Raw genomic sequence first — 11,385 nt, 5'->3', positions numbered from 1 at the left:
GCTGAACCAACACTTCCCCTTGATTTTGCAGGCGCGTCTGCGCATGGGTTTACGCAAGATATAGATCAACAAAAGGCCCTTTATGTCCTCTGAGAAACAAGCGCGAACAGGAACTGATTCTGCGCTGCGTAATTTTTTGGAAAGCGAAGCAGCGGGCGGCATATTGCTGATGTTCGCTGCAGCGCTGGCGATGATTGTTGCGAACAGCCCGCTTTATGACATGTACCATCATTTCCTGCATGAGTTGAAGGGACCAGTGCTATCCAAAAAACTCGGGCCGATGACGCCGCATCTGTGGATTAATGACGGATTGATGGCGATATTCTTCCTGCTGGTTGGCCTTGAAATCAAACGTGAATTTGTCGATGGCAGGCTGAACACCTGGGAGCGACGGCGCCTGCCGGTGCTCGCGGCTGCGGCCGGTATGGTGGTTCCGGCTTTGATTTATCTCGCCATCGTCCGCGACATGCCGGAACTCTACAATGGCTGGGCGATACCGGCGGCAACAGATATTGCCTTTGCCATTGGCGTGCTGGCACTGCTTGGACCCCGGGCGCCGACGTCGCTCAAGCTGTTCCTGGTCACTGTTGCAATTGTTGATGATATGGGTGCCGTCGCCATTATCGCTCTGGTCTATACGGCGGAAATCAACGGCGCAGCCTTGCTCGCTTCGGCAGTGATATTGGGTATCATGTATACAATGAACAAGGCCGGTGTAAAATCACTGATAGCCTATCTGTTTTTCGCTCTATTGCTCTGGTTTGCAGTTTTGCTGTCCGGCGTACATGCGACCATTGCTGGCGTGCTGGCGGCGATGGCGATACCAATTGTCGTGACGCCGGGTTCGCCCGATGCAGAAGACTCCCCACTACACAGACTGGAACATGGAATCGCGCCCTGGAGCGCGTTTCTAATCGTACCAATATTCGGTTTTGCCAATGCCGGTGTATCACTCGAAGGCTTGGGCGTGGAGCAGATATTTGCGCCATTGCCGCTTGGCATTGCCGCTGGTTTGTTCCTGGGCAAGCAGGTCGGTATTTTTGCCAGTGTCTGGATTGCGGTAAAAACAGGTTTTGCGCAGCGCCTGGGCGGGGCGACATGGCTGCAGGTCTATGGCGTTTCCATGCTCTGCGGTATTGGTTTCACCATGAGCCTTTTCATAGGTGCGCTTGCCTTCCCGGGCGAAGCGCTGTTGATTGAAGAAGCCAAGATTGGCGTATTGATGGGCTCGTTCCTATCTGCGGTTGTCGGCTTTTGTATCCTGCGCTTTGCGCCGCAACAGACAGCCGATGAAGACGAGCTGGCGGCTGAACCGGCCAAAGCGGCATAATGGCATTTCGAGGCAAGATCGGCCTTGCCTTGATGCTGTTGCTGTGCAGCTGCGCAGCGCCGCAAAATACAGTCTCACCCGCTGCTGACGTGGCGACAGAGAAGGTTGAACGCAGCACTGCCCTGGACAATATCGCAAGGGACTATGTCCAACTCACCCTGGAATTGGGCGAGCAGGAAGCGGGTTATGTCGATGCCTATTATGGTCCTGCGGATTGGGCAGCGGCAGCGAAAGCGCAGCCTCGCGATATGCGGGAATTGGGCAACGGGATAGTGGATCTGATGCTGCGGCTCGATGCACTGCCCGCCAGCGACGATGCTCTGGTCGAAGCGCGTAAACGCTTTTTGTCTGCGCAGCTTGAAGCGGCTCTAACCCGGCATGCCATGATGCAGGGGGAAGTTTTCCCCTTCGCAAAAGAAGCCAAGGGCCTTTTCGGAGTCACACCAGAATTTCAGCCTTTAAACAGTTATGATGCGGCTTTGGCGAAGATCGAGGCGCTAGTTCCGGGGGATGGACCGCTGCATGAGCGGGTCGAAGCCTATCAAGAGCGATTCACCATTCCGACCGACCGCCTGAAGCCGGTTTTCGATGCCGCGATTGCGGAATGCAAACGCCGGACCGCAGTGCATATCGCCTTACCAGCCGACGAAAATTTCAAAATGGAATTTGTCACTGGTAAAAGCTGGAGTGGCTATAACTATTATCAGGGCAATTTTCAGAGCCTGATCCAGATCAACACAGACCTGCCGATCCGGATCAGCCGCGCCGTCGATCTGGGCTGTCACGAAGGTTATCCCGGCCATCACGTCTATAACATGTTGCTCGAACAACGCCTGACGCGCGAACGGGGCTGGCAGGAATTTTCGGTTTACCCGCTCTACTCGCCGCAATCGCTCATTGCCGAGGGTTCGGCCAATTACGGCATTGATCTGGCTTTTCCGGGCGAGGAGCGTCTTACCTTTGAGCGCGATGTGCTTTACCCGTTGGCTGGCCTCGATCCCGCTACGGCGGCGGATTATTTCAAGCTGCAACAGGCGCTGAGCGAGCTGAAAGGTGCACGTTTTGTCATCGCACAAGCCTATCTCGACAAGACTGTTACCCGCGCGGAAGCACTGGCCCTGATCCAGAAATACCAACTGGTTAGCCGCGAACGGGCGGAACAATCCCTGTCATTTAATGATCAGTATCGCAGCTATGTGATCAACTATGGCCTTGGCCAGGATATGGTTAAGGCCTGGGTCGAGAAGCAGGGTGATGCTCCGGTATGGCGCTGGAAGGCTATGGAAAAACTGCTCAGCGAGCCGATGCTGCCGGATGATCTGGTGGATTGAAACACAACGAAACGCCCGACCCGTCGCCAGACAGGCCGGGCGCTTGATCAAGAAATCCTAGCTCTGCAGAGCTTTCCGGAAAGTGATCTTGTCGTCACCATCTGCGTAGAAATCACGAATGCGTGATTCCTGATCATATTGGCATAGCCGATAAAATTCACGGGTGCGAGCCAAGGCGTCCGTTCCTGATGTTTCCACTATCAGAACACGCTGCCCTCGGGCAATCAGATGATCTTCGATATGGCTCATCAGGGCGGCTCCGACGCCTTCGCCCTGAAAATCAGGATCGACCGCGATGAGGAGCAGATTCCACGTCCTGTCGGTCATCTCTTCCGGCCTACAATAGGCAATGGCCTTGGCATTGTTCTGATCATCACTGCTGTCAAAAGTAAGCCATATTTCAACATTCCCCTCATCATGGAAAAAGCTGGCGATCATATCGTCGAGCATTTCTGATGGAAACATATCGGTTGCGTCGATGACCCGCTTCAAAGCCGGGATGTCGTCAGGGACGATCGGCCTGATCGGATTGTGCTTGGGTTGGTTCATTGTTTTTCCTTATCTGTTGTCGAGTTGAGGGCGTACAGACACCCTGCCGAGATGAGAGATGCGATAGGGGCTACCCCTTCGGGACATGATCAGCCGCCTGCGCCGGAGACGCGCAAAGACGTCAAGCGTGCAGTCGGACAATATGTAACCGTCCCGGGTCACACACATCACTTCATCGATTTTGCTGTTTTTATTGCGTTTGTGGCGGATATGCCCGCCTTGAGCGAGCGCGTGAAGCACGCGTTGCTCGGCTTTGGAAATGTTCATTATATTTACTCGGAGATTAAAACATAATATGCGAGAAAACAGCCCATGCGCCAAGCGCACCGGTTTCGTCGCTGCTGTGATTTGAAACGCTAAACCGGTTTCAAATCAGCTGGTTATTGCAATCTCTAACAAAAACGCTCCGAGTGTAGATAAAGGCATTTTGCCTTTGCGAATCCTGATTTATTCCAGGAATCCCAGAATTTCAACATTTTTCCATCACTTATGGCCAAATTTACACTGGCGTTAACTTATCGCTAACCAATTTCGTTCACTCCGGTTTCTGAAACATGAACTGGCACTGTCGAGTGCCGTGTTTTTGAACAGGGACCAACTATATGACCGAAGCGACCAACCCCGTAGATGTAGCTATTATCGGCGCAGGACCAGCCGGCCTGACCGCCGCTTATCTGCTGAGCAAGAAAGGCTACTCCGTCAAAGTGATCGAAAAAGATCCGAACTATGTCGGCGGGATCAGCCGGACGGTGGAATATGAAGGTTTTCGTTTCGACATTGGTGGTCACCGGTTTTTCTCCAAATCCAAGGAAGTAGTCGATCTGTGGAACGAAATCCTGCCCGACGACTTTATCCAGCGGCCGCGGATGAGCCGCATCTATTATGAAGGCAAATTTTACAGCTATCCGCTGCGCGCATTTGAAGCGTTGTGGAATCTCGGCGTCTGGCGTTCGACCCTGTGCATGGTCAGCTATGCCAAGGCGAAAGTCTTCCCAAACAAAAATGTGAAGAGCTTTGAAGACTGGACGGTCAACCAGTTTGGCTGGAAGCTCTATTCGATCTTCTTCAAAACCTATACCGAGAAAGTTTGGGGCATGCCCTGCGACGAAATGTCTGCCGATTGGGCAGCACAGCGTATCAAGGGCCTGAGCCTTTGGGGCGCGGTTGTCGATGGCTTGAAACGCTCTTTGGGCCTTAACAAGAAACCCAATGACGGCATGGAAACCAAGACTCTGCTGGAAACCTTTCGCTATCCTCGCCTCGGCCCCGGCATGATGTGGGATGCGGCGCGTGATTTCGTGCGGTCCAAGGGCAATGAAGTGTTGATGGGACACAGTCTGAAGCAACTGGCGCAGGATGCCGATGGCAACTGGCGCGTTTCGGCTGCGACTGAAGATGGCGAGACGGTTATCAATGCCAAACATGTAATCAGCTCCGCACCGATGCGTGAACTGGCCACCCGTATTCACCCGCTTCCTCAGTCTTTGCCAGAAGCGCAAGAACTGAACTATCGCGACTTCCTGACCGTAGCTCTGATGGTCAAATCCGAAGACCTGTTCCCGGATAACTGGATCTATATCCATGATGACCGGGTGCAAGTGGGCCGCGTACAGAATTTCCGTAGCTGGTCCCCTGAAATGGTGCCGGATGAATCGATTGCCTGTGTCGGTCTGGAATATTTCTGTTTTGAAAATGATGGCTTGTGGTCGTCGACCGATGAAGACCTGGTCGAGCTGGCCAAGAAAGAAATGGCAATCCTTGGCCTGTGCAAGCCCGAAGATGTTGTGGGCGGCGCTGTCGTGCGTCAGGAAAAAGCCTATCCGGTCTATGATGACAGCTATGAGGAAAATGTCGAAGCCATGCGCAGCGATCTCGAAGAGCGCTTCCCGACACTGCATATGGTCGGTCGCAACGGTATGCATCGCTATAACAATCAGGATCACGCGATGATGACTGCAATGCTGACGGTTGAGAATATCGAAGCTGGATCGCGCAAATGGAATGTGTGGAACGTCAACGAAGATGCCGAATATCACGAAGCTGGTGATGAAGGCGCTGAAACCGTGATTTCCGAAGACCGGGCAGCCGCGCTGGAAAGCATGCGCGATGTTCCGACCCGGATTGAAGACGACGCAGCGGCAGCCAAGCCTTCCAAGGCGGCTTAAGCGAGATGGAGCGCAGCGGCCAGGATAGACGGTCTACCGTCGGGCTCTGGGTAGGTAATCTGCCCGGGCCACTGGCTTTGCTGAACCGTTTTTCCATCACCCGCTATTTGCTGGCGAGCATTGTCAGCCTGGCCTTTGATGTCGCGCTGTTCATGGTTCTGGTCGCTTTCGCGTCCGACCCTGGATGGGCATCGGCGGCAGGCTATTCGGCGGGGATAGTCGTGCACTGGCTGATTTCATCAAGCTTTGTATTTCCCGGTAAAACAAGAGAAGGCGCTGCTTTGCAATTGCAGCGTGTGGGGTTCATTGCCACGGCCATTCTTGGCCTTGGTATCACGGTCAGTATTGTCAGCTGGCTTACTGATCTCGGGACTTTGCCGGTTATCGCCAAAGGCGCAGCGGTTTTTGTAAGCTTTTTTGCGGTCTATTTGACGCGGAAATTTGGAGTATTCCGGTGACGGCACTTACAATGGAAGCCCCACGGGCTGGTCTGTCAGCAGATTTGAAAAGGTTTCTCAACTGGTCATTAATCTGGCTTGGTTTGGCCAATATCCCGTTTATGGCAATGTGGTTTGTCGGTGCGCCGCCGCGCTATTTTGAAATTGCTTTGGCTGGCCTTGTCGGCTTGGTCGTCAAGCGCATGCCGCGCTTCATTCAATGGGCTGCCTTTACCGGTATCATGGCCTATTCCATTCTTTCCTTTGTGGCAGGTTTGTTCAATCTCGGGATGAGTTCGCTCCTCTATTCGATGCAATTCCTGGCCGAGATAAGGCCATCCAATTCGGTAGAATATATTGCGGCTGCGATCGTGATTCTCGGCATATTGGTGGCAAGCTGGTTTCTGCTAAAGCGCGATACGAACTTTTCGAAACCGCTATATATTTTGCTCGGCGGTGTTTTAATTTTTGGTCTGGCTGCCACCGATTTTGCAATGGGACAGAGCATGCGCGGTCACTATTTTCGCGAAGCTCCAATTGGCGCCAATTTTGAATCCGCTGCTGAGAAATCCGGTTTTGCAAGCCGCGCTGATGGGAAGCGCCATCTGGTCCTGATCATGGTGGAATCGCTTGGCGTGCCCCATGACAATAAGGTTATGTCAGACAAGCTGTTCGCCTATTATGACAATAGCGCCATTCAGGCACGCTATGATGTGAGCCAGGGAACCAGCCTCTATTATAACAGCACCACCGCAGGTGAATTTCGCGAAATGTGCGGAAAATGGGGTGATTATTATGAGTTGCTCGATGCTGCAGATGCCGCAAAGCTGAATTGCCTGCCGGCCATGCTTGCGACAAAAGGCTATGCTACGCACGCGATGCACAGCTTTAAAGGCGAGTTTTTCAAGCGCGCGGAATGGTATCCGAATATCGGATTTCAGACGCGTGAATTCTGGCCAGAGCTTCAGGAAAGAGGCGCAGAATGGTGCGGCGGTGTTTTTGCCGGCGCTTGCGATAGACAGATTCCGTCCATGCTTGCCGAGAACTTGAAACGGGCCAAACAACCTACTTTTCTCTATTGGTTGACGCTAAATGCCCATCTGCCGGTGCCGACGGGTCTCAATTTGAACGCTGATGACTGTCAAAGAGTGTCAGCCGAACTGGCCAGCGATTTTCCGATGATCTGCCGCCAATTTGCGATTTTTGACGATATTGACAAAGCGCTGGTTCAGGAGATCACGGCCAGCGATTTCCCCGACGCGGATATATTGATTGTCGGTGATCACATGCCGCCCTATTTTGACAGGCACAACCGGTCCCAATTTGATCCGGAGCGTGTGCCATGGCTATATTTGAAAGCCAAAGGAAAGCCTGAAAGCGGGGAATGACCGTGACCGACCGTTTGCGTGGCAAACTTCCTTTATTCCTGATCTGGCTTGCCGTTTCCGCGGTGATCAGCGCTGTGTCTTTCGAACAAATTGCATCAGGCATAGGCTGGGGCCCGGACGATCAATTGCGTCAGGTACAACTGCGCGACTGGCTGGCTGGCCAAAGCTGGTTCGACACAACCCAGTATCGTATCGCTGCACCAGATAGTCAGCCGATGCACTGGCCGCGCCTGATCGAGCTGCCTCTGGCATTAGTGGTTCTGGCGCTTGGCCCAATCATCGGTCCCGCTGCGGCCGAAACGGCTGCTATGACCATAATCCCCTTGTTAGCGCTTGGCGTCACCATGTGGTTGGTCGCTAGGATCACGGAACAGTTTTTTGACCGCAAGATTGCACTTCTGTCTGCGGCTTTGACGGCCACCGCTGTCCCGGTTATCGCGCAGCTACGGCCTATGCGGATTGATCATCACGGGTGGCAAATTGTGTTGGCGCTGGTCGCCCTCTGGACGATGTTCTGGCCCGAAAAGCGCAAGGCGGGGCTCGTCATGGGTTCCGCACTGGCGTTATGGCTGTCTATCTCGCTGGAAGGTCTGCCGCTTTCCGTCGCATTCATCGCGTTGCTGGCCTGGCGCTGGATCATTTCGCTTGATGAAGGCGTCCGGTTGTTCTGGACGCTCGCCGGATTTCTGGGCAACAGCATTATACTTTTTCTGCTCAATCACGGCCAGTTTGATGTGGTGCGAAACTATTGTGACGCGATCGCCCCGGCACATTTGTTGGCCTGTTTTGCAGGCGCGATTATCATTCTGCCGGCGATAAAGTTTACACCGGTTTCGTGGCTGGTGCGCTTAACCGCTCTCGCATTTTCCGGAATAGCGGCGTTGAGCATATTCTATACCAGTGCGCCGCAATGCGTTGGCAGTGCCTTTGGTGAGCTGGACCCGCTGGTACGCGACTATTGGCTGGTCAGTGTGCGGGAAGGACTGCCGATCTGGGATCAACCGGGAAGAGAGATTGTATCACTATTTGGCGGATCGATCATCGTTGGTCTTGGTTGCTTGATATACATCCTTTGGAAACGGCCTGATGCAGCGGACAGGGAAAAGTTCTTCCTGTTGGCTTATGCCCTGGTCTGGGCGTTTGTGGTGTCCTTGCTGGTGCAACGCGCCGCAGCGGTGGCGGCCGTCTATGCCTTGCCCTTAGTGGGTTGGGCGGTTCATCATGCTTTTCGCGCTGCGCGCAAGATAGAGCGTCCAGCCAAGCGGATATTAGCGACTGTGGCGGTCGTATTTCTGATACTGCCCGGCCCGTTGGCTCTGGGGCTTGTGAATGCTGCCAGTGGCAATCAGGAAACTGGTGATAACAAGAAAGCTGCAAAGTCGGATGTCGCACCAGCTTGCGATTCAGCGGAGTCACTAGCGCGGCTTAACGCGTTGCCGCGTTCAAATATTGTTGTCCCGTTTGATTTCGGCCCTCAGATACTGGTGCAGACACCGCATAATGTGCTAGCCACTAGTCATCATCGCAACGATGCTGCCATGGCTGACCACATCCGCATTTTTACGTCAAAACCTGCATTGGCGCGGGACATATTGGCGGCAAGAAACATAGACTATATTGCGATATGCCCAGAAGAGTCCGAATTGAAGCTCTATGCTGGCAAGCATCCCGATGGCCTTTGGGCCCGATTGTCGGAGGGGGAGCAGCCCGATTGGCTGCGATCTGTCCCATTACGGGACAGTGATCTGGTGCTGTGGCGCGTGGTACCGAAAGAGTTGCGTAACGGAATGTAAAATAGGATAGCTATCTGTATAGATTGGCAAAACCGGGACGGAGGAAGACTTATGGCTGAGATAACCGGACTAGGCGGAGTGTTTCACATAGTGAAAGATCCGGCGGCAACGCGGCAATGGTATAAGGAATTTCTCGGGTTGGACGGAGAATATGGGCCGATGCTCAGTTGGGCCACTGAAAAGGGTGATAAGCCTTATAGCCTGATCAGTCACTTCTCTCCGGATACTGACTATCTTAAGCCCAGCGAGGCAAAATTCATGATCAATCTGCGCGTCGATGATCTGGACGCATATGTCGAACAACTGAAAGCCAAAGGTCTCGAAATTCTGGGGCAAGTCGATGAAGGCTATGGCAAGTTCGCCTGGATTCTCGATTGCGACGGCGTCAAGCTGGAATTCTGGCAACAGGTGGAAGCACCCGAAGCCGGCGGCTAAGAATTTGTCCGTTTAAGCCGGAATGAATTTTAGCGCCAAGCCATTGATACAATGGCGTTTGCCGGTCGGCTTTGGGCCGTCGCTGAAAATATGTCCGAGATGCCCGCCGCAGCGACTGCAATGCACTTCGGTTCGCGGATAGCCGATTTTATAGTCGGTTGATGTACCCACACGGCCTTTGATCGGAGCCCAGAAACTCGGCCAGCCGGTGCGACTGTCAAATTTGGTCTTGGACGAATAGAGTCCAAGGTTGCAGCCCGCACAGGCAAATATGCCTTGTCGTTTTTCCTTGTCCAAAGGACTGGAAAAGGCGCGTTCCGTACCCGCTTGACGCAAAATCCGATAGCGCGCCGGGCCTAGCCGCTTTTTCCATTCTGCCGGCGTGCGGGTAATCTTGAATTTCTTGCTCGATTTGGCGTTCGCTACACTGCCGAATATACTGGCAAAGCTCGCCACACCATAAGCACCTGCGCCGATCAATCCGGCGGTCACAAGTTTGCGCCTGCTAAGACCTGTCATGTTCCATCTTTCTCTGCTGTTCGACTGATATTCGGTCGTCAGGCAAAGATGGTTACAATTTATTGGCTGAACAAGGGCTTATCGGGTGTCAGTCCGAACCTAATATTTGGAAAGCTTTACCTGCATTTTGCGGAAGCCATGAACGAAACAGGCGTGGACCCGCTTCATCTCTCCGGTCAGATTGACCTGCATCCGCCGGTTGGCCATTTCTTCGAGCAAGATACGAATCTGAAGCTCGGCCAGGCGCGCTCCGACACAGCGATGGATGCCATAACCAAAGGCGAGATGGCGACGCGCATTTTCGCGATCCACGATCAGCTTATCGGCGTCGGGAAATACACTCTCGTCTCGATTGGCCGAAATATACCACATGATGAGCTTATCGCCCTTCTTGATATCATGTCCGAACAGATCGGCATCCTCGGTCGCCGTCCGCCGCATGTGTGCCAGCGGTGTCTGCCAACGGATGATTTCCTGCACCGCATTGGGAATAAGGTCTGGGTTCTGCTGCAATTTTTGCCGCTGATCAGGAAACTGGTCGAGACCATAAGCCAGGCCGGACATGGTGTTACGGGTCGTGTCATTGCCACCTACGATCAGCAGCACGAGATTGCCCATAAATTCCATCTGATCCATGTCTTTCATGGCTTCGCTATGGATCATCATGGAAATTAAATCGGGTGTCGGCTCAGCATTGACCCGTTCGTTCCAGAGATTTTGAAAATAAGCACCCATTTCATAGAGAATTTTCTGCCGCTGTTCGTCAAGCTCCGGCGCGAGTGACAATTCCACATCGCCGGCCCAGTCCGACCAATAGGTCAGCAGCCGGCGGTCTTCCCAAGGGAATCCGAAAAGAATCGCCAGCATGCCAGTGGTCAGCTCGATAGATACCTTGTCGACCCAGTCAAATTCCTTGTCCCATGGCAAGCTGTCGAGCACTTCGGCTGTGCGATGACGGATCTCATCTTCCATCCGCTTCATTTCCGTCGGCGTGAAGGCCGGGGCTACGGTGCGGCGTTGTCCAGTATGTTTGGGACGGTCCATGGCGATGAACATCGGCAATTGAAAATCGGAATCTTCGCGTTCTTCGGCAATGGTTATGCCGCCGTTATTCATATCGGAAGAATAGAGTTCAGGAAGCGCCTCGACATGCTGGATCGTCTTATGATCACAGATATTCCAATAAGGGCCATAATCCGAATCTTCGACCTTGTTTATCGGCGCATTGGCGCGCATCTCGGCAAAAGGCGCCCGCCATAAATCCTTGCTGTAGAGATCGGCCTTGCTGACATCGCGCGGATTGGGATTGGCATCCGCAACCGGCGGATTATCTTTATACCAAGCTTCCAAAGCCTCCGAAGCGGTGGGGGAAGTGGTAAGGGTTGATGCGTCTAGGACGGGACTGGTGGCCATGATTCTCTCCTGCCGTTACCGTTTT

The 11,385-nt window shown here is 53.4% G+C and carries 11 protein-coding genes; 7 read left to right on the top strand and 4 right to left on the bottom strand.

Translation table 11 applies throughout. The annotated features are described in order from the left end of the window. The first annotated feature begins 82 nt into the window (after positions 1-82). Both nhaA and DK507_RS02650 read left to right on the top strand, forming a co-directional pair. Positions 83-1,330 (top strand): Na+/H+ antiporter NhaA, encoded by a 1,248-nt coding sequence (nhaA, locus tag DK507_RS02655; protein WP_109354599.1) that lies wholly within the window; start codon positions 83-85, stop codon positions 1,328-1,330. Further along, positions 1,330-2,661, top strand: coding sequence for a hypothetical protein (locus DK507_RS02650; RefSeq protein WP_109354598.1), 1,332 nt, complete (start codon positions 1,330-1,332; stop codon positions 2,659-2,661). Before nhaA ends, DK507_RS02650 begins: the two co-directional genes overlap by 1 nt. Positions 2,662-2,718: 57 nt before the next feature. Here the strand turns inward: DK507_RS02650 and DK507_RS02645 are convergent, their stop codons facing one another. Further along, on the bottom strand, positions 2,719-3,210 hold the full coding sequence (locus DK507_RS02645) for a GNAT family N-acetyltransferase (RefSeq protein ID WP_109354597.1): 492 nt from the start codon (positions 3,208-3,210) through the stop codon (positions 2,719-2,721). Positions 3,211-3,219: 9 nt separating this feature from the next. Continuing rightward, positions 3,220-3,477, bottom strand: coding sequence for a YjhX family toxin (locus tag DK507_RS02640; RefSeq protein ID WP_109354594.1), 258 nt, complete (start codon positions 3,475-3,477; stop codon positions 3,220-3,222). A 335-nt stretch (positions 3,478-3,812) separates the two neighbouring features. Between DK507_RS02640 and DK507_RS02635 the strand changes: the two genes are divergently transcribed. Genes DK507_RS02635 through DK507_RS02615 form a run of 5 tightly spaced genes read left to right on the top strand, consistent with a single transcriptional unit; the run spans position 3,813 to position 9,428 of the window. Further along, positions 3,813-5,375, top strand: coding sequence for an NAD(P)/FAD-dependent oxidoreductase (locus tag DK507_RS02635; RefSeq protein ID WP_109354593.1), 1,563 nt, complete (start codon positions 3,813-3,815; stop codon positions 5,373-5,375). Between the two features lie 5 nt (positions 5,376-5,380). Next, the gene (locus DK507_RS02630; protein ID WP_109354591.1) at positions 5,381-5,833 is read left to right on the top strand and encodes a GtrA family protein; all 453 of its coding nucleotides are present in this window, start codon (positions 5,381-5,383) and stop codon (positions 5,831-5,833) included. Next, complete coding sequence (locus tag DK507_RS02625; protein WP_162558855.1) at positions 5,830-7,200, top strand: sulfatase-like hydrolase/transferase; 1,371 nt, start codon at positions 5,830-5,832, stop codon at positions 7,198-7,200. The genes DK507_RS02630 and DK507_RS02625 overlap by 4 nt, the downstream gene beginning before the upstream one ends. 2 nt (positions 7,201-7,202) lie before the next feature. Further along, positions 7,203-8,993, top strand: coding sequence for a hypothetical protein (locus tag DK507_RS02620; RefSeq protein ID WP_162558854.1), 1,791 nt, complete (start codon positions 7,203-7,205; stop codon positions 8,991-8,993). A gap of 51 nt (positions 8,994-9,044) precedes the next feature. After that, positions 9,045-9,428: a VOC family protein gene (locus DK507_RS02615; RefSeq protein WP_109354586.1), complete on the top strand. Its 384-nt coding sequence runs from the start codon at positions 9,045-9,047 to the stop codon at positions 9,426-9,428. A 12-nt stretch (positions 9,429-9,440) separates the two neighbouring features. Here DK507_RS02615 and msrB read toward each other — a convergent pair whose 3' ends face one another. Continuing rightward, positions 9,441-9,947: a peptide-methionine (R)-S-oxide reductase MsrB gene (gene msrB, locus DK507_RS02610; protein ID WP_109354584.1), complete on the bottom strand. Its 507-nt coding sequence runs from the start codon at positions 9,945-9,947 to the stop codon at positions 9,441-9,443. A gap of 99 nt (positions 9,948-10,046) precedes the next feature. Next, positions 10,047-11,360 carry a cytochrome P450 gene (locus DK507_RS02605; protein ID WP_109354581.1) on the bottom strand — a complete coding sequence of 438 codons (1,314 nt, stop codon included), beginning with the start codon at positions 11,358-11,360 and terminating at the stop codon, positions 10,047-10,049. Positions 11,361-11,385: the final 25 nt, after the last annotated feature.

The organism is Sphingorhabdus sp. EL138, from assembly GCF_900258045.1.
Classification (GTDB): domain Bacteria; phylum Pseudomonadota; class Alphaproteobacteria; order Sphingomonadales; family Sphingomonadaceae; genus Parasphingorhabdus.
The sequence above is the reverse complement of the archived record's forward strand: the minus strand, read 5'-3'. Positions and strand labels throughout refer to the sequence as shown.

Excerpts from the sequence above, each read along its gene's own strand:
- nhaA (WP_109354599.1), top strand. The coding sequence starts at position 83 with ATGTCCTCTGAGAAACAAGCGCGAACAGGAACTGATTCTGCGCTGCGT.
- DK507_RS02650 (WP_109354598.1), top strand. The coding sequence starts at position 1,330 with ATGGCATTTCGAGGCAAGATCGGCCTTGCCTTGATGCTGTTGCTGTGC.
- DK507_RS02645 (WP_109354597.1), bottom strand. The coding sequence starts at position 3,210 with ATGAACCAACCCAAGCACAATCCGATCAGGCCGATCGTCCCTGACGAC.
- DK507_RS02640 (WP_109354594.1), bottom strand. The coding sequence starts at position 3,477 with ATGAACATTTCCAAAGCCGAGCAACGCGTGCTTCACGCGCTCGCTCAA.
- DK507_RS02635 (WP_109354593.1), top strand. The coding sequence starts at position 3,813 with ATGACCGAAGCGACCAACCCCGTAGATGTAGCTATTATCGGCGCAGGA.
- DK507_RS02630 (WP_109354591.1), top strand. The coding sequence starts at position 5,381 with ATGGAGCGCAGCGGCCAGGATAGACGGTCTACCGTCGGGCTCTGGGTA.
- DK507_RS02615 (WP_109354586.1), top strand. The coding sequence starts at position 9,045 with ATGGCTGAGATAACCGGACTAGGCGGAGTGTTTCACATAGTGAAAGAT.
- msrB (WP_109354584.1), bottom strand. The coding sequence starts at position 9,947 with ATGACAGGTCTTAGCAGGCGCAAACTTGTGACCGCCGGATTGATCGGC.
- DK507_RS02605 (WP_109354581.1), bottom strand. The coding sequence starts at position 11,360 with ATGGCCACCAGTCCCGTCCTAGACGCATCAACCCTTACCACTTCCCCC.